This window comes from Plantibacter flavus (genome assembly GCF_002024505.1).
Taxonomy (GTDB): Bacteria; Actinomycetota; Actinomycetes; order Actinomycetales; family Microbacteriaceae; genus Plantibacter; species Plantibacter flavus_A.
On the sequence record NZ_CP019402.1, the window covers coordinates 198,052 to 220,196 of the forward strand.

The following is a 22,145-nucleotide window of genomic DNA, read 5'->3' on the forward strand; positions in this document are numbered from 1 at the left end:
TGACGCGAGGGGTCTGGCAGGATGCCGGGATGGGTGCATGGGGAACGGCGATCTTCTCGAACGACACGGCCTCGGACATCCGCACCGAGTACCGCGAGTACGTGCAGGACCGGGTGCCGGACGACGAGGCGACGCGACGGACCATCGCGTCGTTCGCCCATCTGGTGGAGCGCGAGGACGGTGAGCTGTGGATCCCGCTCGCGGCCGCGCAGAGTGAGGTCGGCCGGCTCGATCCCGAGGTGCGGACGCGGGCGCTCGCGGCGATCGATCGCGGTGCCGACCTCGAGCTGTGGGCCGAAGCGGGCCCGGGGGAGGTCGCCAGGCGGACCGCGGCCCTCGATTGTCTCCGCGAGCATCTCCTCGGCCCGCAGCCCGCACCGAAGCGCCTCCGACGATCGTGGCGCCATGTGGAGGACGACCTGACGCCGGGCGACGTCCTCGCGTTCACGGCGCCGAACGGACGGACGGCCCTGTTCCGGGTCGCCGGCATCCATCGGTCCCGATACGGTGACTCACCCGAGCTCGACGTGCTCGACTGGGTGGGCGAGCAGGTCCCCGGGCCGGAGACCCTGGCGACGCTGCGAGCGAAGCGCGAGCCGGCCTCGGGCAATCTGCCGGAGCGTCCGGTCGTCTGGCGGCCGGATCGGTTCCGCAAGACGGACCCGGTGTGGCACGAGGTCGGCTTCGTCCGTGTCGCACGCCTCGAGGGGTGGCCGAACCGGCCGGGCCGGACCCCTGGTCACTCCGGCCTCTGGCGGGTGCTCAACCTGGTCGTGACCCGCGACCTCCTCGACGGGACCTGGTGAGCTGAGGCGGATCGTCGCTCGCGGGGTGGGCGGGCGACGATCCGCCTCACCTCAGCGGGAGGCGACGAGCGCGCCCCGGACGTCGTCGCGCGGCTCGGTCTCGATCGCCTGCGCCTGCGCCTGGGCGAGCACGTCCGCGATGACCACGCGCTCGCCGGACTCGGCGGACCGCACGGCGGCCTCCACCATCGCGAGGCTCAGCACGTTGGCGTGCACCTCACCCGAGGGGACACGCCCCGTGCGCAGGGCGTCGACGAACTCGACGAGCGAGCCCGCGATCTCCTCCGGCACGTCCGGCTCGAGCTCGGCGGTCTCGACCGCCGACGGAGCTCCGCCCTGCGGTGCGAGCTGCCGCTGCGGAGCGGAGTCGCCGTCCCAGACGGCCGTGCCGTACTCGCCGTTCACTCGCCAACTGCCGTTCCACGAGGTCTCCACGCCGTCCGCGCACCAGCTGCCGCTGTAGGTGTAGCGGACTCCTCCGGCGAACTCGAAGATCGCGGTCGCGGCGGCGTCGGCGGAGAACCAGCTCCACCCCGGGTTGTACTCCTCGCAGTACACGGCGATCGGGTCGCTGCCGAGGACGTAGCGGGCGGCGTCGAAGGCATGGATCGCCATGTCGACGAGCAGCACGTGCGGCATCTCCTCGCGGAAGCCGCCGAAGTGCGGCGCCTTGAAGAACTCCGTCGTCGCGGACCCGAGCCGACCGAGCGTGGCGACCTGCTCCCGTAAGGCGGCGATCGACGCGTAGTAGCGACGCGACTGGCTGGTCATGAGCAGTTGCCCGCTTGCCTCGGCCGTCGCCGCCAGGGAAAGCGCCTGCGCGACGGTCGGTGCGATCGGCTTCTCGCAGAGCACCGGCAACCCGGCGAAGAGCGCCTCGGTGTTGACCGGGTGGTGCGCGGCGGGCACGGTGACGTTGACGACCGCGTCCGCCCCCGTCGCCTCGGCGACGACGGACACGCTGGTGCCGACGACGACACCCCCGGGGCCCACGACGAGCCCGGCCTCGGTCACCGCCGACTCCGCGAGGGCCGTGTCGAGGTCGACGACGCCGACGAGTTCCGTGTCCGGGTTCGCGAGGATCGTCCGCAACCACGCCCGTCCCATCCCGCCCGCACCGACGAGCACGAGCCGGACCGGCCTGATGGCGTCCGCGAGCGTCGCGAAGCCACCGTCGACAGGAGCACTCATCGCGCGAGCGCCCCTTCGTATCCGCGGCCGTTGTAGAAGTCCTCGGTCTCGTACCGCAGCAGGACCGGCACCGCGCGTTCCGGACGCAGCGTCTGCGCCCACCGGACGCCGTTCGCGAGGACGCGACGGACGTGCTCGTGGTGGTAGACGGGGTAGTCCTGGTCGCCGGGGGAGAAGAAGAAGATCTTGCCGAAGCCGCGCTTGTAGGTCATGCCGGAACGGAAGACCTCGCCACCGGTGAAGGTCGAGAGGAAGACGAGCTCGTCGGGCGCGGGGACGTCGAAGAACTCGCCGTACATCTCCTGCGCCGGGATGATGAACGGGTGCGGGATCCCCTGGGCGATCGGGTGGGTGGGGTCGACGGTCCAGACGATCTCGCGGTCCTCCTCCGACCGCCACCGGAGCGTGCACGAGGTGCCCATGAGCTTGCCGAAGATCTTCGACCAGTGGCCGGAGTGCAGCACGAGCAGACCCATACCGGCGAGTACGTGCTGGTGCACGCGCTCGACGACCTCGTCGGCGACCTCGCCGTGAGCCGCATGGCCCCACCAGACGAGCACGTCGGTCGCGGCGAGCACCTCCTCGGTGAGCCCGTGCTCCGGTTCGTCGAGCGTGGTCGTGGTGACCACGGCGTCGGCGCCGAGGTGCTCTTCGATGCCCTCCTTGATGGTCGTGTGCATGCCGTCCGGGTAGATGGCGCGGACCTTCTCCTCGATCTGCTCGTGGCGGTTCTCGCCCCAGACGAGGACGCGGATGGGGGTGCTGCTGTCGGACATGGTGGTGCTCCTTCGAGGATGCGTTGCGTGGTCGGAGAGGGTGTCGGAGTGGTCGTCGGTCATTTCACGGCACCGCCCGTGGCGCCCGCGGCGATGAACCGCTGGGCGATGACGAGCAGCAGGATCGCGGGCAGGGACGAGAGGACGGCGGTCGCCATCACCGCGCTCCAGTTCGAGACCTGCGAGCCGAGGTACTGGTAGATGCCGAGCGTCACTGGCCGGACGTCCTCCGTCGTCGTCAGCGTCAGGGCGAACAGGAAGTCGCTCCAGGAGAAGAGGAAGGCGAACAGACCGGCGGTGATGAGCACGTTGCGGCTCACCGGGAGGACGATCGAGACGAAGGCCCGCACGTGCCCGGCGCCGTCGACCCGTGCCGCCTCCACGATCGACGGCGGGATGGTCTGCATCGACGCCCGCAGGATGAGGATCGCGAACGGGATGGCGTGCGAGGCGTCGGCGAGGATCAGCCCGGGGATCGAATTGAGCAGGCCGAGGTCGTTGTACGCCGAGTAGAGGGCGTTCGCGATCACGATGCCCGGGATCATCTGGGCGATCAGGATCACGAGGAGGGCGATGCTGATCCACCGGAACCGGAACTGCGCGAGGGCGTAGGCCGCCGGGGCCGCGATCACCAGGCTGAGGACGACGGTTCCGAGCGAGATGACGAGGCTCGTGACGAGGTGCCCGCCCTGGTCGGCGATCGCCTTCTCGTACCCGGCGAAGCTCGGGTTGACCGGGAAGAAGTCCCCGGTGAGCGTGTTGCCGGAGGGTTGCAGGGACGCGTTCACCATCCAGTAGACGGGGAAGAGCATGATCGCGAGGATGAGGATGCCGAGGACGGTGTAACCGAGGTGGCGCCGGTCGCCGCGGTGGCGACGCGGGCCGACCGGGGCGAAGCGGCGCGTCTGCCGGCCGCCGGTCACGATGCTGGTCGTGGTCATGAGGGTCCGTGTCCTTACTCGTCGACCGCGCGTCGGTTCACGCGCAGGTAGACGATGGCGAAGAGGAGCGAGATGACGATGAGGATGTTGCTGAAGGCCGCACCGACACCGAACTCGAAGTTCACGAACGACTCCTGATACGACCGCACCGCGAGGGTCTGGGTGGCGTTCGCCGGCCCGCCGTTCGTGAGGCCGAGGATGATGTCGAGCACCTTGATCGTGTAGACGACGCCGAGCACGAGCACGACGCTGACCACGGGGCGGAGGTTCGGCCAGGTGATGTGGCGGAACGCCTTCCAACCGGTCGCGCCGTCGAGCGCTCCCGCCTCGTAGAGCTCGTCGGGGATGTCCTGGAGGCCGCCGTAGAGGATCGTGACGTTGAACGGGATGCCGATCCAGATGTTGACGAGGACGACCGCGAACAGGGCCACCGACGGGCTCGTCAGCCAGGGGACGCCCGACAGGCCGATGGAGCCGAGGGCGGCGTTTAGCACGCCGCTGTCCTGGTCGAGGATCGACCGCCAGGTGGCGCTCGACACGATCAGGGGGAGGAGCCAGGGGAGCAGCAGCATCGCGCGGAGGAACGAGCTCAGGGGGAAGCGTCGCTTGAAGAAGACGGCGAGCGCGAGCCCGATCACGAACTGCCCGGCGATCGACCCCACCGTGAACAACGCCGTGTTGAGCAGCGCCGGTGTGAACAGTTGGGAACTGAACACGGTCACGTAGTTCGCGAACCCGACCCACGGCGCCTCGCCCGTGAAGAACGTCTTCGTCGTGTACTCCTGGAAGCTCATCGTGACGTTCTTGACGACCGGATAGCCGAAGAAGAGGACGATGTAGAGCGCTGCGGGAAGGACGAAGCCGAGCTTGATCAGGTCTTCCCGGCGGAAGCGTCGGCTCCGGCGGCCGGCCCCGGCGGGGGTGCGCTTGGTCGGCGCGCCCCCGTCGGTGCCGCTGGACCGCTGGTCGGTCTTCCGGTCCTGGAGCGATGCTCCGGCGATGCCACTGCTCATCAGGATCAGCCCGCGGCCGCCTGCTTGAACGCCTCTTCAGGCGTCGCCTGCCCGGTCAGGGCGAGCTGGATGGCGGTGTAGATCTCGGTCGCGGCCTCGGGCCACTCCTCGCCGAGCTCGCCGGTGCGCGAGCGGGCGTTGGCGACCTGCTCGGTGAACGCGGCCATCTCGGGGACCTTCGCGACGTACTGCTCGGCCAGGGCCGTCTTCGTCGGGACGGTGAAGCGGGCCTCCGCGAGGGCGAGCTGGTTCTCGTCGCTCGAGATGCACTCGACGAACTTCGCCGCCTTCGCCTGCTTGTCCTTGTCGCCGGTCACGGGGACGGTCCAGACCTCGCCGCCGAGCGGGGCGACGGGCGTCTGGCCGGCCTTGTTGACCGGAACCTGCACGCTGCCGTACTTGAGGTTCGTGTCGGCGCTGAGGGCCGGGATCTGCCACGGACCGTTGATCATCATCGCGGCCTTACCGGCCATGAACTGGTCGTTCACGTCGGCCTGCGACCAGTTGATGACGCTCTTCGACGCCGAACCCGAGTTCACGAGGTCGACCTGCAGCTGGAGCGCCTCGGCGACGGCGGGCGTCGTGAGGTCGGCCTCGTCGCCGCCGTTGGTCCACATGAACGGCAGGAACTGCCAGCTGCCCTCGTAGGTGGCGATGGAGCTGAAGGCCAGCCCGTAGGTGTCGCCCTCGGTCAGTGCCGCCGCGGCCGTCTTGAGTTCGTCCCACGTGGTCGGCGGGGTGATGCCCTTCGCCGCGAGGAGGTCCTCGTTGTAGAAGAGGCCGAGGGTGTTGACCGTCGGCGCCAGGCCGTAGACCTCCCCCTCGTAGCTCGCGGCGTCGAGGATGCCCTTCGCGAAGCCCGAGGTGTCGACGCCGTAGTCGCTGAGTGGCGAGAGTCCGCCGGTCGCGGCGATCTCCTGGACGTCCGGGTTGTCGAGCATGAGGACGTCGGGCAGCGTCTTGGACGACGACTGCTGGAGCACCTTCTGGATGAGGTCCTTGCCGGGGACGGTTTCGCGCTTGATCTTCACGCCGACGTCGTCCGCGCACCGGTCGAGGGCTTCGCCCACGAGGGTCTTGTCGGGTTCGTTGTTGTAGTAGTCGAGGATCGTGAGGGTGTCGGCGTCGCCTCCAGCCGCCGCGCCACCGCCACCGCTGCACGCGGTGAGGGCGAACGGGGTGATCGCGAGGATCGCGAGCGATCCGAGCACGTGCGGCCGACGGACGATGCGTGGCCGGGTGTCGCGGGTGGTCGTGGATCTCATGTCATGGCTCCTTTGCCTGGTGAGTGGTGATCGTGATGCGGTGGTGATCGTGGTGCGGTGGGTGGTTCGGTCAGTGGTCGAGTGGGATCCAGGTGGCACCTGCGTCGGCGCTCGCCGAGACCGCGGCGAGCACGCGCTGCACCCGGAGGCCGTCGGCGAAGCCCGGTTCGGGCGCCCGGCCGGCGGCGAGGTCGCGGGCGAGGTCGGCGACCTCGTGGACGAAGGTGTGCTCGTAGCCGAGGCCGTGGCCGGCCGGCCACCAGGCGTCCGCATACGGGTGACCGGGTTCGGTGACGAGGATGCGCCGGAAGCCCGCCTCCTCGGCCGGGAGGGTGTGGTCGTGGAACTGCAGCTCGTTCATGCGCTCGAAGTCGAAGACGAGCGATCCGTCGGAGCCGTCGACCTCGATCCGCATCGCGTTCTTGCGGCCGGTGGCGAAGCGGGTGGCCTCGAAGGTCGCCAGGGCGCCGCCGTCGGTGCGGGCGATGAACACGACCGCGTCGTCGACGGTCACCCGCCCGGTGAGGGGTTCCGACACCTCGCCATCCTCAGGATCGCCCTCCGTGGTGGCGCTGAGGCCGCTCGACGAGGTGGGGAGCGGCCGTTCGGTGACGAAGGTCGAGGTCAGGGCGCTCACGCCGGTCAGTTCCTGCCCGGTGACGAACCGTGCGAGATCGATGATGTGGGCGCCGAGGTCACCGAGCGCACCGGAGCCGGCCTGGTCGGCGTCGAGTCGCCAGACGAGCGGGAAGGTGGGATCCGCGATCCAGTCCTGCAGGTACTGGGCCCGGATGTGACGGATCGTCCCGAGGCGACCGTCGGTGACGAGCCGTCGTGCATAGGCGAGCGCGGGGGTGCGTCGGTAGCTGAAGCCGACCATCGCGCGCACGCCGCGCGCAGCCGCCCGTTCGGCCGCGGCGTTCATCCGCTCGGCCTCCTCCAGCGTGTTCGCGAGCGGCTTCTCGCAGAGGACGTGGATACCGGCGTCGAGTGCGGCGATCGCGATCTCAGCGTGGAGGTGGCCCGGGGTGCAGATGTCGATCACGTCGACGTCGCCACGGCTGAGGAGCGCTCGCCAGTCGGTCTCGACGTCGGCGATCCCGAACCGGTCGGCGAACGCGCGGGCGGCGTCGGCATCGCGACCGCTGACGGCGACGAGCTCGACCCCGCGGCCGAGGTCGAAGAAGCGGGGAGCGGTGGTCCAGGCCTGCGCGTGGATGGTGCCCATGAAGCTGTACCCGACGATCGCGACGCGCAGTGGCTGCTCGGACCGGTTGTCGTCCGTGGTCGTCGGTACAGGCATCAGCACGGCTCCTTCGCCGGTCGAGGTCGGATCGCGCAGACCGGGAAGTTAACCGGTTTACTGCGCGCTTCGGGAACCAGCATGCACCGTGCCGCCGGAGTCGTCAAGAAGCAATTTAACCGGTTTACCGAATCGTAATCCGTGAGAGACTGACCGGACAGCACCGCACCTGAACGGGGATCCATGGCAACGATGCGTGACGTCGCGCGACTCGCAGGGGTCTCGGTCGCCACGGTGTCGTTCGTCGTCAACGATTCGAAGCCGGTGTCCCCGGCCACTCGACTGCGGGTGGAGTCGGCGATGGTCGAGTTGGACTTCCGCCGGAACGCGGTCGCCCGCGCTCTCGCGAGCCGTCGGACCCGCATCATCGCACTGCTGTTCCCGGTGTTGCAGCATCGACTGTCCGACAACGCGGCCCGCTTCTTCACCGGTGCTGCGGAGGCTGCTGCCGAGCTCGGGTACACCGTCGTCCTCTGGCCGGAGCCGAGCGAACCCGACGCGCTTCGCGAGTTCACCTCAGATGGCCTCATCGACGGCGTCATCCTCATGGAGGTGCGGCTCGACGACCATCGGGTCGACCGTCTGCTCGCGGCCGGGACGCCACTGACGCTCATCGGTCGGACGCGCGACCCCTCCGGTCTCGACTACGTCGACGTCGACTTCGAGGGGATGGTCGAGTTGTCCATCGATCGTCTGCAGGCCCTCGGTCATCGGGAGTTCGCCCTGCTCGAGGAGGTCGAGCGGGCCGACCTCGACGGCTACGGCCCAGTGGTCCGCGTGCAGGAGACGTTCCATGCCGTGTGCGCGGCCCGTGGACTCCGCGCTCGGACGCTCCAGTGCACTCCCGATCCAGCCGGTGGTCGCGAGATCGCGGCGACCCTCCAGGCGGAGGCGCCCGAGGTCACGGCCGTCCTCGTACTCAACGATCGGGCGGCCCTCGGTTTCGTGAGCGAGCTCGGCAGGCGCGGCGTCTCGGTCCCCGACGACGTGTCCGTCGTCCTCGTCGCCTCCACCCGAGAGGTGTCGGAAGCGGCCGACCCGGCGCTTGCCGTCACATTGCTGCCCGCCGCCCAGCTCGGCCGGATGGGCGTCGAGACCCTCGTCGGCCGGCTCGACGGCACCCTCGGTGAACTGCGTCACGAACTCGTCATGGGCGCCTTCCTCGAGGGCGCGTCCCTCGCGCCGCCGCCCGATTGAGTCGTCTCGTCGCGTGAGCGGCCCTCGAGCGACCGGTCACCGCACCTCAGGGCGCCGGGAGGACTCCGCCGCTCGGTTCGCGATCGCCCGGTGCCGTGCCTGCCCGATCAGCGATTGGGTGTAGCCGACGCGGTTCATGGTGTCGTGTCGGGCGAAGTCGGTCGAGATCGGGACCTGCTCGGTGTAGGTGTACGGGCCGGCCTGGACGTTCACGGAGACGAACCCCGAGACACGCCTCTCCTTCGCGAAGAGGAACAGCAGGCTGAGGAAGAAGAACCAGATCAACACGATGACCAGCACGATGGCCCACGCCGGGGTGTGGGTGGTCGTCGAGGTCTGATCGCTCGACGTCACATTGACGTCCGCGAGTGGCCACGTGCCGGCGGGTGTCATGATCACGTCGTCAGTGACCCTGATGTTGCCGATCTGGACGAGGAGGGGCTGCGGCATCGGCGGGAGCTGGGTGGTCATGGGCATCGACCATAACCAATCGGTTCAGACCGCCGCCGGAGTTCTCCACAGCCCTCGATGGAGCGGAGGCCGGGTCGAGGAGCCCTGTCCCCGTCCCGGTCACGGTCGTTGGAGGCCGATCCGCGGGTAGAGCGCGCGGAGCGTCTGGTCCAGCCCGCCCGTGAGTGAGCTGACCCCGTGGTCGCCGCCCGGTATCGCGAAGGTCTGGACCTTCCAGCCGGCGGCCGTCGCGGTGGCTGCGGCGCGCCCCATCATGTCGGTGTACACCGTGTCCGCGGTCCCGGCGGAGAAGAACGCCTCCGTGTCGGCGTATCTCGTCTTCGCCATGATGGTCGCCGGTTTGATCGCGTCGTACGCGTTCTGGTCGCCGTCGAACATCGTGCGCAGGCTGTCCGCAGGGACGCTGGCGCCCGGATACTCCTCACCCGAGACACTGACGACGTTGCCGAAGGTCTGCGGGTACTTGGCTCCGTAGTAGATCGCACAGCTGCCGCCGGCCGAGTATCCGGCGACCGTCCAGTCCTTCGGCGATTCGAGGATGTGCAGGTTCGCCTTCGCCCAGGGGAGGACGTCCTGCGTGACGTAGGTCTCCACCTTCCCGTACCGCCCGTCGATGCACAGCGGATCCACGGAAGGGTCGCCGAGCTGGTCCACGACGAGCGCGATGGGGGCGAGCCCCTGATGGTCGGCGGCGATCGCGTCGAGCGCCTCGCCGATCCACTTCGCGTCGGGGTCTCCCGGTTGTCCCATCATCATGAGGACGAAGGGGAGCGCCGGGGGATCTTTCACGAGCGCGGCGGGTGGGTAGTAGACCTGCGCCGGGCGGGCGTCGAACCCGGAGTTCGTGTTCGGGATCCGGTCGCCCGTGGGAAGCGGGCCGAACCTGCCTGTCTTCGGCAGGTCGGCCGGCGGCTTCCACGTCTCGTACAGCGGACGGGCCGGATCGCCGGTGGGCGTGCTCGTCGGTGTCACGAGGCTGATCGGCTTGCGGTTCTGGACGTGGAACATCGACCCGAGGGTGGTCTGGACGCCGTACGCGCCGTTGACGCCCAGCGCCGCGGTCGCGCCGAAGACGAGGATGCAGGCGACGGCGATGACGCGCCGCTGCCACGAGACGCGCCAGCAGATGGTGAGGACGGCGAGCGCGATGCCGGCGAAGACGCCGATCAACCAGGGCTCCGCGGCACGGATCAACGGCCCGCCGAAGAGGTTGAGCACGTCGAAGAGCAGCCAGACCGTCCCCAGCGCGAGGAGCGCACCGGCCAGGAGGGCGATGGCGGCGCTCAGGTACCACAGCAGCCCGGACCGACGGATGACGAGGTACAGCAGGCCGGCGATGCTGAGCGCGTCGAGCACCCAGACGAGTGGACCGTCGATGACGTCGAGGTTCCACAGCCAGTCCATCGATGCTCCGTCCTGCGTACCGCGATGGTTGTCAGGCTAAGCGGCCACCCTGAGCGGGACAAGGGCCGTTGGGCGTCCTCACGGGCTCGCCCATAGGATTGAGGGGTTCCGGGAGCGGGCGCCAGCCAGGCGTCAGCACCGGAAGGTACCGCCGCGTGGCAAGCGGCACGGAGGATCCACACCCATGGCAGAGCAGTCCCATCTCGAGTCCGTCATCACCCTGGCCCAGCACCGCGGCTTCGTCTTCCCGTCGGGAGACATCTACGGCGGTACGCGGTCTGCGTGGGATTACGGGCCCCTGGGCGTCGAGCTCAAGGAGAACATCAAGCGCCAGTGGTGGAACGCGTTCGTGCGTGGCCGCGGCGACATGGTCGGTCTCGACTCCGCCGTCATCCTGCCCACCCCGGTCTGGGAGGCGTCCGGTCACGTCAAGGTCTTCAGCGACCCGCTGACCGAATCACTCATCACCCACAAGCGGTACCGGGCCGACCACCTGTTCGAGGCGTACGAGGCCGAGCACGGCCACCCGCCGGAGAACGGCCTCGCCGACATCCCCGACCCCGAGCACCCCTCGAAGGTCGGCCAGTGGACCGAGATCCGCCAGATGTCCGGCCTGCTGAAGACCTTCCTCGGCGTCGTCGACGACGAGTCTGGTCTCCACTACCTGCGTCCCGAGACCGCGCAGGGCATCTTCACGAACTTCGCGAACGTGCTGCAGACGGCCCGCAAGAAGCCGCCGTTCGGCATCGGCCAGATCGGCAAGGCGTTCCGCAACGAGATCACGCCCGGCAACTTCATCTTCCGCACCCGCGAGTTCGAGCAGATGGAGATCGAGTTCTTCGTCGAGCCTGGCACGGACGACGAATGGCAGCAGACCTGGATGGACCTCTGCTGGGCCTGGTTCATCGACCTCGGCATGACGCCCGACAACATCCGTTGGTTCGAGCACCCGCAGGAGAAGCTGGCGCACTACTCGAAGCGCACCGTCGACATCGAGTACAAGTTCGGCTTCGCCGGCAGCGAGTGGGGCGAGCTCATGGGCGTCGCGAACCGCACCGACTACGACCTCAAGGTGCACGCCGAGCAGTCCGGCAAGGACCTCAGCTACTTCGACCAGGCCAAGAACGAGCGGTACATGCCGTACGTCATCGAGCCGTCGTTCGGTCTGACCCGTGCGCTCATGGCCTTCCTCGTCGACGCGTACGAGGAGCAGGAGCTGCCGCCGAACGCCAAGGGCAAGATCGAGAAGCGCACCGTGCTGCACCTCGACCCGCGTCTCGCGCCCGTCAAGGTCGCCGTGCTGCCGCTGTCCCGCAACGAGGCGCTGTCGCCGCTCGCCCGCCAGATCGGCGACGAGCTGCGCGGCTCGTGGAACATCGACTTCGACGACTCGGGTGCGATCGGCCGCCGCTACCGTCGTCAGGACGAGATCGGCACCCCGTACTGCGTGACCGTCGACTTCGACTCGCTTGAGGACAACGCCGTGACGGTCCGCGACCGCGACAGCATGCAGCAGGAGCGTGTCGCCATCGACGAGCTGTACGCCTACCTCGCCACCCGCCTTAAGGGCGCGTAGGCCTCCGCCGCACACCTGAACGCCCGCTCGCCCAGGTATGGGCGAGCGGGCGTTTCTTCGCCCGAGAATGGGCGAACGGATGCGGATCGCTCGGGTTAGGCGTTGCCGAGTGAGGTGTCGAGGAACGCGAGCGTCTTCACCCAGGCGTCGGCGGCCGCGTCCTCACGGTAGGTGATCGTGTTGGTGTCGTTGAAGAAGGCGTGACCGGCCTCGGGGTAGACGGTCGCGGTGAACTCGACCCGCGCGTCCTCCATCGTCGTGGTCAGCTCGGGCAGGCTCTTCATGAGGCCCTCGTCCTGGTCACCGTAGAACGCGAGGACGGGGCAGGCGATGCTCGTCACGGCCTCGGGCTCGGGCGGGTAGCCGTAGAACGGGACGGCGGCGCGGATGCGGCGGTCGGCCGCGGCGAGCGCGAAGCTGTAGCCGCCGCCGAAGCAGAAGCCGACGACGGCGACGCGGCCGTCGATCCCCTCCTCGTCGAACAGGGCGTCGACGGCCTTCCCCAGATACCCGAGCGCCTCCTCGGCGTACTCGGGCGACTTCGAGGCCGAGAGCTTCTCGCGCAGCTTCGGCTGTGCCGCGGTCCTCGTCGCCTCGTCGCTGTTGAAGACGAGGCTCTCCAGCTCCGCACCGATCTCGGGCGTGACGCCGGCACCACTCAGGATGTCGGGCGCGATGACGAGGTACCCCTCCGCGGCGAAGCGGTCGGCGACGTCGGTGATGTGCGGGACGAGGCCCCAGATCTCGTGGATGAGCACGAGCCCGCCGCGGAGTTCGACGCCCTTCGGCGGGTCGGCGCGGTAGGCGGTGAGGCCCTTGGTCAGCGTGATGGTCGTCATATCGCCAGTGTTCCAGCCGACCCTCCGCTCCGGCTGGGGGTTGCGCTGCCTCGCGAGTTATCCACAGATTCTGGACGAGTATCCAAACTGATGTTTCAGATGACTACAGTCGGGCTGTGGCGTGCCCACGGGCCGGCTCTCCTCACCGCGAGGCGGCCCCGGGACCTCGACCCACTCCGTCCGGAGTCGTCGACATGCCGACCTGCCCCCTCGTTCCATCCGCGATCAACACCCTCGGAGGTTCTCTCGTCGTGCCCGTTCGACCACTCGCCATCGTCGGCCTGTCCGCCCGCTTCGGTGGCGCGGCAGACGCCCACCAGTACTGGCACAACATCCTGGCGGCCCGACGCAGCGGCTCCGTCGTCCCCCGCTCGGGATGGGATCACGCCACCTTCTTCGCGCCGCACGACCCCAGAGCGGTGCATCACGCCTACTCCGACCAGGGTTCCTTCATCGACGACGTCGAGCAGTTCGCGGCGCGGCACTTTCGCATCCCGCCCAGCCGGGCGCACGCGATGGACCCGCAACATCGCCTGCTCCTCGAGGCTGCACGAGCCGCCTGGATCGACGCCGGGTTCGAACGTCGTCGTGTCGACCGGTCGTCCGTCGGCGTGTTCGTCGGGATGGCCGCGAACGACTATCGAGAACTCACCTCCCTCCGCATCCGGGCGAAGCTCCTCGGCGACGACTCCATCCATCCCGAGCCCGCCGCAGCGGACCTCGGGGCGGCGCTGGCGGCGCGCGTCGCCGGCGTGCGTCCGTTCCACGCGTTCTCGATGCCCGGGTGCCTGCCGAACATGGGGCCGGCGCTGGTGAGCAGCACGCTCGACCTCGGCGGCCCGAGCTTCGCCGTCGACGCCGCGTGTTCCAGCAGCCTCGTCGCGCTGCACCAGGCGGTCGCCGCCATCCGATCCGGGCAGTGCTCGGCGGCGCTCGTCGGCGGCGTCAACCTGAGCCTCGTCCCGGATGCGATGGTCGCCTTCTCGCGGATCGGTGCACTGTCACGGAACGGGGTGTGCCGACCGTTCGACGGCGATGCCGACGGATTCCTCCTCGGCGAGGGCGTCGGCATGATCGTCGTCAAACCGCTCGAGGCCGCCATCGACGACCACGACGACGTCTACGCGGTCATCCGCGGCTCCGGGGTGTCCAACGACGGCCGGGCCGAAGGGCCGATGACGCCGACGACGGATGGACAGCTGGCGGCGCTCCGCCGGGCCTACGAGGACGCCGCGGCCGACCCCGCCGACCTGGGTGTCGTCGAGGCGCACGGCACGGCCACCCCGGTGGGCGACCGCACCGAGCTGGAATCGCTGGCGGCGCTGCGTCGTCGCGGGGCATCGCCGCACCGGACCGCCACGGTCACGGCCGTGAAGGCGCTCGTGGGGCACACGATGGCGGCGGCCGGGATCGCCGGCATCGTCAAAGCGGCACTCATGGCGAGGCATCGGGTCGTCCCCGGGCAGCCCCGCCTGCGTTCGGAGGCGCACACCGAGGTCCTCCGAGACGGCCGCCTGGCGCTCGCCTCACACGCCATCGACCCGGGCGACGACGGTCTGGGCCTCATCGGCGTCAGCTCGTTCGGGTTCGGCGGCACCAACGCGCACGTGGTGCTCGAATCACCGCCGACGCGAGCAGGTCGAGTCCGTCGGCATGCCGCTGGGGGACCGGCCGACGAAACGCTCCCGCACCTCCTCGTGTTCTCGGCCGCCGACCCCATGCTGCTCGGCGAGCACCTTCGTGCGGTCCTCGCCGTCCTCGAGGCCGCCGACGCACCGTCCATCGCCGGCCTCGCACGGACCCTGAGCTCTCGGGCGCTCGCGAGCACCCGGCTGGCGATCGTGTGCCGCACCGCCGCCGAGCTGATCTCCGGGCTGTCGGCCGCCTTAGAGCAGCTCGCCCACGGAACCACCGGGGTGATCTCCGCGGACGTCTGCACCGGGGTCCATGTCGACGAGGCCGCTCGGCGGATCGCCTTCGTCTTCCCCGGGCAGGGCAGCCAGACCCCGCGGATGCAGTCGGACCTCCTCGATCGATTCCCCGCCTTCCGTGCAGCTGCCGAGACACTGAACGAGCAGGTGCTCGAGGAGACCGGGGTCGATGTGCTCGCGGCGCTCTCCGCGGCCGACGCCGAGACCCCCTCCGGAATCGACCGTCTGACGTCCACCGAGGTCTGCCAACCCGCGCTCGCGGTGACGGCGCTCGCCACCGTGGCGCTGTTGCGCGAGATCGGCGTGGAGCCCGACCTCGTCCTCGGGCACAGCGTCGGCGAGCTTCCCGCCCTGGCGACGGCGGGCGCGCTCGATGCGCCCGACGCCGTGCGGCTCGCCGCGGTCCGCGGACACCACATGCGATCGGCTGCGACGCGACCCGGCGACGGCATGACGGCCCTCGGCTGCGACGCCGAGCAGGCCGCAGCGCTCCTCAGCGGCATCGACGACGCGTGGATCGCGGCCGCCAACGATCCCCGGCAGACGGTGGTGAGTGGAACCGGCGAGGCCCTGCGAGCCGTCGCGGAACGGTGCGTCGAGCACGGGGTGTCGACTCAACCCCTGCGCGTCGCCACCGGGTTCCACTCGCCTCTGCTCGAGCCGATCCGGCCGGCCCTCGTGGCGGACCTGTCGCGGTTCCGGCCTCGCGCGCCGCAGGTGCAGCTCGTGTCGACCGTGACGGGCCGCACGGTCGAGACGGGCGAGGAGCTGGGTCGTCAGCTCGAGGAGAACGTCTTCTCCACGGTGCGGTTCCGCGAGGCGATCGAGTCGGCGTCCGCATCCGACGTCGGCGTCTACGTCCAGATCGGTGGGGGGTCGGCGCTGCTCGGGTCCGTCCGACGCTCCCTGGGTGATGCGCCCGACGTACGCGTCATCTCAAGCAGCGCGTCGGCGCCGGACGACGCGGCGACCTTCCTCCGACTCATCGGTCGGCTGACGGTGCTGGGCGCCGACCTCGACCTGGCATCGCTCGTCCCACCAGACACCGCGGGTGTGGCGCTGCCGATCGCGCCGCTGCCGACCGAGCCGTACTGGGTCGTCGGCCCGGACGCCGCCGCCCCGACGACCACGCCCCGAGAACCCACATCCGAGCCGCACCGACCACCCTCCCCCGTCGAACAGGATCCCCACTCCATGCACCACAACCCTCACGACCTGCCGCCCTCCCCCCTCGCCGGACGACCGTCGGCAGGACCGCCGATCCAGCCGCGAGCCGCCGACGCCCAGGCCGACCACCTGCCCGGACTGCTCGCCCTCATGAACCGCCAGCTGAGCCTCATCGAGGGTTCCGGGCAGGCCGGACGTGCGCCCGCGTCGACGAATCCGTTCCGTTGGTCGACGGAACCCGGCTCGCCGCAGTCGGAGGTGGTCGCCCGGATGGGCCTCGCAGCCTCCCGGTCGCATCGTGCCGAATACGACGCGGTCATCCTCGGCATGGTGTCGCGCATCAGCGGGTTCCCGCTGGACCTGATCCGGCCCGACATGCACCTCGTCGAACAGCTCGGATTCGATTCGCTGATGATGCGTGAGCTGATCACCCAGCTGCACACGGAGTGGCCATCGTTGCCGACCCCGGCGCAGCTCGGCGAGCGCTTCGCCGGACGGCCCACCGTGGAGCAGGTGCTGGACGGCGTCGGCTCCCTGCTGCACCCGTTCGCCGAGGAGCCGCAGCACCGGCTCCCGCGGGTCGAGACGAACCCGGTGGCTGCCGCTTCTCCGGCGCCGGCCGACCGCCCGACCCGATGGACCGAGGCCGACGCCCGCATCGAGTGCTTCCCGGAGGCGGTCGCCATGCGGGAACGCCGGCAGCAGACGGACCGCAACCCCTACTTCCTGCTGCATGAGGGGATCATCGACGCCACGACGACGATCGGCGACGCCCAGCTCGTGAGCTTCTCCAGTTACAACTACCTCGGTGTCACCGGCCACCCCGTGGTCGCCGAGACGATCGCCGACGCCGTGGCCCGATACGGCAGCTCGGTGTCCGCCAGCCGGTTCCTGTCCGGTGAGCGCCCGATCCATGCCGAGCTCGAGCAGGAGCTCGCCGACCTCCTCCAGGTGGAGTCGGCGCTCACCCTGGTGAGCGGCCACGCGACGAACGTGAGCGTCATCGGGCACCTGGTGGAACCGGGCGACCTCATCGTCCACGACAGCCTCGCGCACGACAGCATCATCCAGGGGGCGAAGCTCTCCGGAGCCACCCGGCGGTCCTTTCCCCACAACGACGTGAACGCGCTCGACGAGCTCCTCAGCGCGATCCGCGGCGGGTTCCGCCGAGTCCTCATCGTCGTGGAGGGCGTCTACAGCATGGACGGCGACCTCGTGCCGCTCCCGCAGCTCATCGAGCTGAAGCGGCGGCACGGCGCACTGGTGCTCGTCGATGAGGCGCACAGCATCGGAACGGTGGGCGCCAACGGCGGCGGGGTCGGCGAACACTTCGGTGTCGACCGCTCGGACATCGACCTCTGGTGCGGCACGATGTCGAAGTCGCTCGCCGGATGCGGCGGCTACGTCGGTGGCACCGCCGCCGCGATCGACTACCTCAAGTACTCCGTGCCCGGGTTCGTGTACAGCGTCGGCATCACCCCGGCGAACGCGGCCGCGTCACTCGCCGCCCTCCGGCTCATGCGCGACGAGCCCGAGCGCCTGAGCCGCCTGCGGCAGAACGCCGACCGCTTCCGCGAGACGGCCCGGGCCGCCGGCATCGACATCGGCGACAGCGCCGACTCGCCCGTCGTGCCGTGCATCGTCGGCAGCTCGGAACGGGCACTCGCCCTGGCGACGGCGCTCTTCGACCACGGCTTCAGCGTCAACCCGATCCTGTACCCGGCCGTGCCGGACGACCAGGCGCGGCTCCGCTTCTTCATCACCGCGGAGCACACCACCGAGCAGATCCAGCGGGTCGTGGACATCACGGCATCCGAACTCAACCGCATCACGCACGACATGAAGGTATCCGCATGACGAACCACTCCAGAACGACACCCAGACGACGGGCGGTGATCACGCTCCTGATCGGCCTGGTGTTCGCGATCGTGGCGGGCATCGCGGGGGCCGACGTCCTCGACAACCTCAAGACGGGCGGGTTCGACGACCCGCAGTCCGAATCCGTGGCCGCAGCGGACGTGCTCGCCGACCGGTTCCCGGGCAGCGACCCGAAACTCCTCCTCGTCGTGGACGTCTCCGACGGACTCGACAGCGCCGCCGGCAGGGAGGCGCTCGACGACATCGTCGGTGCTGTGGACGACGTGGACGGCGCCAGCGTCACCGGCTCCTACGCCGACTCGGAGCAGCTGCGGAGCGGCACCGACCGCGGCGTCGTGCTCGTGGCGCTCGCCGGAGACGAGGACACCGTGCAGCGCGCGACCACCGCGCTCCGCGGGACGATCACCGACGAGGTGACGTCGGCCACGGTCCGGTTCGGTGGCATCGCGGGGATCAACGACGACCTCAACGCGCAGGTCAAGACGGACATCATCGTGGCGGAGACGATCGCCATCCCGATCACCCTCGTGCTGCTGTTCTTCGCGTTCCGCGGAGTGGTGGCTGCTCTGCTGCCCGTCGGCGTCGCGGGCGTCACGATCCTCGGATCCCTCGGCCTGCTGAACGTGGTTGCACAGCTCACCTCGGTCTCCCTGTTCGCGGTCAACCTCGTCACCGCATTGGGCCTCGGACTCGCCATCGACTACTGCCTGCTGTTCCTCACCCGCTATCGGGACGAACGCGCGGGTGGAGCCACCGACGAGGAGGCGTTGCGGATCGCTCGGCGGACGACCGGCCGGACCATCGTGTTCAGCGGCGTCGTCGTCGCCGCGGCGCTCGCCACGCTGATGCTGTTCGACCAGTACTTCCTGCGCTCGTTCGCCATCGCGGGACTCGTCATCGTGGCCTGCTCCGTGGTGGGCGCGGTCGTCCTGCTGCCCGCAGCCCTCACCCTCCTGGGTCGCAGGATCGACTGGGGCCGACTGCGCTCCCGCCGCCCGGCCGGGGCCGAGGGCCGGTTCTGGTACCGGGTGGGCGACCACGCGTATCGCCGTCCGTGGTCGGCGGTGCCCGTGATCGCGCTGCTCATCGCCATGGCCGCGCCATTTGCGCACGCCGAGTTCGGGGTGCCCGACGAACGAGTGCTCCCCGCCGGCGCCGAGAGTCGTGTCGTGGCGGACATCATGCGGTCCGACTTCGACGTCGCCGAGGCGGACGCCGTCTCCGTCGTCACCGAGGACTGGGCGGGGACGGACCGCGAGCTCGACGAGTACGCCGCCGAACTCTCCTCGATCACGGGCGTCGAGGCCGTCACGACGTCCCTCGGCAGCTTCGTCGACGGACGCCTCGTGGCTCCGGCCGACGCGCGGACGGAGCAGCACTTCCGCGACGGTTCGGCGCTCTGGCTGCAGGTTGCAACCGACGTCGTCCCGTACTCGCCCGAGGGCTCGGAGCTCGTCCGCGACGTCCGTGCGGTGGACCCTGGAGCCGCCTCGACCGTCCTGGTCGGTGGCCTCGCGGCGCAGATGATCGACATCGGTGACTCCATCTCGGCGCGTCTGCCGTTCGCCGCCGCGGCCATCGCGCTCATGACGCTGATCATCCTCTTCCTGTTCACGGGGAGCGTGCTGCTCCCGATCAAGGCGCTGGTGCTGAACGTGGTCGGTCTGGTCGGCATCCTGGGCGTCATCGTGTTCCTCTTCCAGGACGGCAACCTGTCGGACGTGCTCGGCTTCACCCCGTCACCCATCGCCATCTCGATCCCGATCCTGCTGTTCTGCATCGCCTTCGGGCTCTCGATGGACTACGAGGTGTTCCTCCTCGCTCGGATCCAGGAACGCGTCCGTGCCACGGGCGATCTCGCGGAGGCGGTGCGGAGCGGACTCGGCGCGAGCGGTCCGATCATCACGGCCGCAGCGGCGATCCTCGCGGTGTCGTTCTTCGCCATGGCGACCTCCGGAGTGTCGATCATCAAGATGCTCGGCATCGGAACCGGTATCGCGATCCTCATCGACGCCATCCTGATCCGCGGCGTGCTCGTCCCGGTCTTCATGCGCGTCGCCGGGCGATACAACTGGTGGGCGCCGCGGTGGCTCGCGGCGATCCATCGCCGCATCGGGATCACGGAGGACTGAATGGACTCGCGGTTCAGCGGCCTGTCGGCCGATGACGACCTCTCGGCGCTCGTGTCCGAGGCGGCTCGCGCGGCGAACGCCCACAACACGCAGCCGTGGGTCGTGGACCCTCAGGGCGACGAACTCGTCCTCCGCCGGGATCGCACTCGCACCCTCGGCGCGAGCGATCCGCGAGGACGCGACACGATGTTGTCGTTCGGGGCGTTCGTCGAGTCACTCCTCATCTGTGCGGCCTCCGCCGGTGTCGGACTGCGCTTCGAGGCTGCAACCGGCGGTGACGCGGAGACCGATGAGGTCGGCCGGTTCTCGCGCCACCCGGAGGGCTACCAGACGAGGTTCTCCTCGGCGGACGTCCGTGGACGACGCGTCTGGCGAGGGCGATGGCGGGACGGCGCTCCCGGACCGGATCTCCTCCAGGAGGCCGCGGTGGAGGCGGAGCGCAGGGGTTTCCGGCTCGTCTCCATGCCGACCCGGGACGCGCGCCCGATCCTCGTGCGCGCCAACCGGTGGTTCTTCGGCGAGCAGGCGATCGTCGCCGAGCTCGATCAGTGGACCAGGCTCTCACCAGGACATCCGCGGTACGACGAGGACGGCCTCAACGACGCGATGCTCGTGCTGTCGAAGGTCGAACGAGCCGGCCTGCGGACGCTGATCAGCCCGCGGGTGTTCCGCGCGCTTCGCGGCGTCGGGCTGCCCGGGTTGTTGGCGAGGATGTCGGCCTCCGCGACCCAGGGCTCCGGCACCGTCCTCGGTGTCGTCGGCCCCGCCGGGGCTCGGCATGAACTCGCCGCGGGGCGACTGCTCACCCGGCTCTGGCTCGGCTTCCAGCGCAACGGCCTGTACGTGCACCCGCAGAGCGCGCCGCTCGACTGTCCTGAGAGCCGGGTCATGCTCGACGAACGCTGGAACGTCGCCCGGGACGAGCAGCTCGTCGCCTGGTTCCGGGTCGGCGTCCCCGCCTCCGACCCCGCGGCGCGCGTGGCGTCCCCGCGTCGGTCGGGTGGCTGAATCCGCAGCCGCGGTGGTCGACGCTCTCCGGATGCAGGTGCCGCCGGGCGTCGTCGTCTCGGCGTCCGTCGGCACCGCATCCGGGCCGTTCCGGGCCCGTCCGACCTCGGCTGGTCGCAGCGCCGAATCCGACTCGGCGCGCGACTGCGCCAGGGCGGCACTCGCGATGCTCGGCCAGCGCTCCACGGACATCCCGACGGGGGAGGGCGGGCAACCGGTCTGGCCGGCCGGCTTCGTCGGGAGTCTCTCGCACTGCCCCGGTTTCACGATCGCAGCCGTCGGTCGCGTCGGCGTCGCGAGCGCCATCGGGATCGACGTCGAGGTGCACCGGCCCATCCGTCCCGCCGTCGCGGCGACGATCGTCTGCGGGAGTGAGGCGTCCATGCTCGCGCGACTCGCCTCGAGCCATCCGGCCGTCGCGTGGGGCGCCGTGCTGTGGAGCGTCAAGGAGAGCGTCTTCAAGGCGTGGTACCCGCTCACCGGGCGATGGGTCGACTACACCTCATGTGAGGTGGTGATCCACCCGGATCGGGGCTCGTTCGACGCACGGGTCGTCGCGCCGGCCGGCCCGACCACGCCGCGCACCTTTGCCGGCCGATGGTCGGTGGTGGGCACCCACCTCTGCAGCGTCGTCATCGTTCCGGTCTCGCGGCGACAGGACGGGGACCGGCTGATCCGGTCCACGCGGGTACCGTTGAGGACGATGTCGGAGACCGCAGGAGGAGGGGCCATGCCGGACGAGGAACAGACGACGACCGACTGGCGCGCAGTGGCCGCCGCCCTCGCGAACGACGACACCCGGACGGTGTACGCACAACTCGCCCTCGGGCAGGAGCCCGATCTGGGCGCCACCCAGCGTGCTGTGCGACGGGCCGAGCAGAGCGTCCAGACGTTGTCTCGGGCGGGCCTGCTGGACGACGGCGGGCGTGTCTCGGGCGAGGTGTTCCGAGACCTTCTCGCAGCCGCCGCACCGCCGAAGCGCGAAGGAATCGACCGCTTCCTGGTCGACGGTCGGATCGTGCAGTACCCGTCGAATCCCGACGAGCGGCAGGCGCTGTTACAGCGGGTCGCGGCATCAGCGCTCCAGCCGGACGAGGTGGTCGACGAAGCTGAGATCAACGAGCGGTTGTCCGCGTTCCACGACGACGTCGCGGTACTTCGGCGGTACCTCGTGGACGCACAGCTCGTCGAGCGCACGCGCTCGGGGACCGAGTACGCGCTCGTCACCTGAGTCAGCCGCCCTTCGA

General features: G+C 69.8%; 16 protein-coding genes. 7 read left to right on the forward strand and 9 right to left on the reverse strand.

Going from position 1 to position 22,145, the window contains the following annotated elements; all coding sequences use genetic code 11:
• Positions 1-29 precede the first annotated feature (29 nt).
• Positions 30-806 (forward strand): hypothetical protein, encoded by a 777-nt coding sequence (locus BWO91_RS00930; protein WP_153303336.1) that lies wholly within the window; start codon positions 30-32, stop codon positions 804-806.
• A gap of 51 nt (positions 807-857) precedes the next feature.
• Here BWO91_RS00930 and BWO91_RS00935 read toward each other — a convergent pair whose 3' ends face one another.
• The 6 genes from BWO91_RS00935 to BWO91_RS00960 all read right to left on the reverse strand — a co-directional run bounded on the left by BWO91_RS00935 (position 858) and on the right by BWO91_RS00960 (position 7,295).
• Positions 858-1,997 (reverse strand): Gfo/Idh/MocA family protein, encoded by a 1,140-nt coding sequence (locus BWO91_RS00935; RefSeq protein ID WP_079000598.1) that lies wholly within the window; start codon positions 1,995-1,997, stop codon positions 858-860.
• Positions 1,994-2,773: a ThuA domain-containing protein gene (locus BWO91_RS00940; RefSeq protein WP_064295429.1), complete on the reverse strand. Its 780-nt coding sequence runs from the start codon at positions 2,771-2,773 to the stop codon at positions 1,994-1,996. Before BWO91_RS00940 ends, BWO91_RS00935 begins: the two co-directional genes overlap by 4 nt.
• Positions 2,774-2,832: 59 nt before the next feature.
• A complete protein-coding gene (locus tag BWO91_RS00945; protein WP_079000601.1) occupies positions 2,833-3,714 on the reverse strand; it encodes a carbohydrate ABC transporter permease in 882 nt (293 codons plus the stop codon).
• Between the two features lie 14 nt (positions 3,715-3,728).
• On the reverse strand, positions 3,729-4,727 hold the full coding sequence (locus tag BWO91_RS00950) for a carbohydrate ABC transporter permease (RefSeq protein WP_079000603.1): 999 nt from the start codon (positions 4,725-4,727) through the stop codon (positions 3,729-3,731).
• Positions 4,728-4,732: 5 nt separating this feature from the next.
• Entirely contained in the window at positions 4,733-5,992 is a 1,260-nt protein-coding gene (locus BWO91_RS00955; RefSeq protein WP_079000605.1) for a sugar ABC transporter substrate-binding protein, read from the reverse strand.
• A 70-nt stretch (positions 5,993-6,062) separates the two neighbouring features.
• On the reverse strand, positions 6,063-7,295 hold the full coding sequence (locus BWO91_RS00960) for a Gfo/Idh/MocA family protein (protein ID WP_079000607.1): 1,233 nt from the start codon (positions 7,293-7,295) through the stop codon (positions 6,063-6,065).
• 183 nt (positions 7,296-7,478) lie between these two features.
• Between BWO91_RS00960 and BWO91_RS00965 the strand changes: the two genes are divergently transcribed.
• Complete coding sequence (locus tag BWO91_RS00965) at positions 7,479-8,492, forward strand: LacI family DNA-binding transcriptional regulator (RefSeq protein WP_240555621.1); 1,014 nt, start codon at positions 7,479-7,481, stop codon at positions 8,490-8,492.
• Positions 8,493-8,528: 36 nt separating this feature from the next.
• On the opposite strand, the gene BWO91_RS00970 is transcribed toward BWO91_RS00965, so the two are convergent.
• Positions 8,529-8,963 carry a hypothetical protein gene (locus BWO91_RS00970; RefSeq protein WP_079000611.1) on the reverse strand — a complete coding sequence of 145 codons (435 nt, stop codon included), beginning with the start codon at positions 8,961-8,963 and terminating at the stop codon, positions 8,529-8,531.
• 99 nt (positions 8,964-9,062) lie between these two features.
• Positions 9,063-10,367 (reverse strand): alpha/beta hydrolase, encoded by a 1,305-nt coding sequence (locus BWO91_RS00975; protein ID WP_079000613.1) that lies wholly within the window; start codon positions 10,365-10,367, stop codon positions 9,063-9,065.
• Positions 10,368-10,551: 184 nt separating this feature from the next.
• Between BWO91_RS00975 and BWO91_RS00980 the strand changes: the two genes are divergently transcribed.
• Positions 10,552-11,943, forward strand: coding sequence for a glycine--tRNA ligase (locus BWO91_RS00980; RefSeq protein WP_064295424.1), 1,392 nt, complete (start codon positions 10,552-10,554; stop codon positions 11,941-11,943).
• 95 nt (positions 11,944-12,038) lie between these two features.
• On the opposite strand, the gene BWO91_RS00985 is transcribed toward BWO91_RS00980, so the two are convergent.
• A complete protein-coding gene (locus BWO91_RS00985) occupies positions 12,039-12,782 on the reverse strand; it encodes a dienelactone hydrolase family protein (RefSeq protein WP_079000615.1) in 744 nt (247 codons plus the stop codon).
• A gap of 251 nt (positions 12,783-13,033) precedes the next feature.
• Between BWO91_RS00985 and BWO91_RS00990 the strand changes: the two genes are divergently transcribed.
• The 4 genes from BWO91_RS00990 to BWO91_RS01000 are packed head-to-tail and all read left to right on the forward strand — an operon-like array spanning position 13,034 to position 22,129.
• On the forward strand, positions 13,034-17,737 hold the full coding sequence (locus tag BWO91_RS00990; protein WP_167620415.1) for a type I polyketide synthase: 4,704 nt from the start codon (positions 13,034-13,036) through the stop codon (positions 17,735-17,737).
• Entirely contained in the window at positions 17,734-19,890 is a 2,157-nt protein-coding gene (locus BWO91_RS00995) for an MMPL family transporter (RefSeq protein ID WP_079000619.1), read from the forward strand. Before BWO91_RS00990 ends, BWO91_RS00995 begins: the two co-directional genes overlap by 4 nt.
• Positions 19,891-20,898 carry a hypothetical protein gene (locus BWO91_RS19870; RefSeq protein ID WP_167620416.1) on the forward strand — a complete coding sequence of 336 codons (1,008 nt, stop codon included), beginning with the start codon at positions 19,891-19,893 and terminating at the stop codon, positions 20,896-20,898.
• Positions 20,891-22,129, forward strand: a complete 1,239-nt coding sequence (locus BWO91_RS01000) for a DUF2087 domain-containing protein (RefSeq protein ID WP_167620417.1) — start codon at positions 20,891-20,893, stop codon at positions 22,127-22,129. The genes BWO91_RS19870 and BWO91_RS01000 overlap by 8 nt, the downstream gene beginning before the upstream one ends.
• Positions 22,130-22,145: the final 16 nt, after the last annotated feature.

What these genes read in the sequence shown, in the direction of transcription:
- BWO91_RS00935 (WP_079000598.1), bottom strand. Translation starts at nt 1,997, where the DNA reads ATGAGTGCTCCTGTCGACGGTGGCTTCGCGACGCTCGCGGACGCCATC.
- BWO91_RS00985 (WP_079000615.1), bottom strand. Translation starts at nt 12,782, where the DNA reads ATGACGACCATCACGCTGACCAAGGGCCTCACCGCCTACCGCGCCGAC.
- BWO91_RS00965 (WP_240555621.1), top strand. Translation starts at nt 7,479, where the DNA reads ATGGCAACGATGCGTGACGTCGCGCGACTCGCAGGGGTCTCGGTCGCC.
- BWO91_RS00950 (WP_079000603.1), bottom strand. Translation starts at nt 4,727, where the DNA reads ATGAGCAGTGGCATCGCCGGAGCATCGCTCCAGGACCGGAAGACCGAC.
- BWO91_RS00995 (WP_079000619.1), top strand. Translation starts at nt 17,734, where the DNA reads ATGACGAACCACTCCAGAACGACACCCAGACGACGGGCGGTGATCACG.
- BWO91_RS00970 (WP_079000611.1), bottom strand. Translation starts at nt 8,963, where the DNA reads ATGACCACCCAGCTCCCGCCGATGCCGCAGCCCCTCCTCGTCCAGATC.
- BWO91_RS00980 (WP_064295424.1), top strand. Translation starts at nt 10,552, where the DNA reads ATGGCAGAGCAGTCCCATCTCGAGTCCGTCATCACCCTGGCCCAGCAC.
- BWO91_RS00975 (WP_079000613.1), bottom strand. Translation starts at nt 10,367, where the DNA reads ATGGACTGGCTGTGGAACCTCGACGTCATCGACGGTCCACTCGTCTGG.
- BWO91_RS19870 (WP_167620416.1), top strand. Translation starts at nt 19,891, where the DNA reads ATGGACTCGCGGTTCAGCGGCCTGTCGGCCGATGACGACCTCTCGGCG.
- BWO91_RS00940 (WP_064295429.1), bottom strand. Translation starts at nt 2,773, where the DNA reads ATGTCCGACAGCAGCACCCCCATCCGCGTCCTCGTCTGGGGCGAGAAC.
- BWO91_RS00945 (WP_079000601.1), bottom strand. Translation starts at nt 3,714, where the DNA reads ATGACCACGACCAGCATCGTGACCGGCGGCCGGCAGACGCGCCGCTTC.
- BWO91_RS00930 (WP_153303336.1), top strand. Translation starts at nt 30, where the DNA reads ATGGGTGCATGGGGAACGGCGATCTTCTCGAACGACACGGCCTCGGAC.
- BWO91_RS00955 (WP_079000605.1), bottom strand. Translation starts at nt 5,992, where the DNA reads ATGAGATCCACGACCACCCGCGACACCCGGCCACGCATCGTCCGTCGG.
- BWO91_RS00960 (WP_079000607.1), bottom strand. Translation starts at nt 7,295, where the DNA reads ATGCCTGTACCGACGACCACGGACGACAACCGGTCCGAGCAGCCACTG.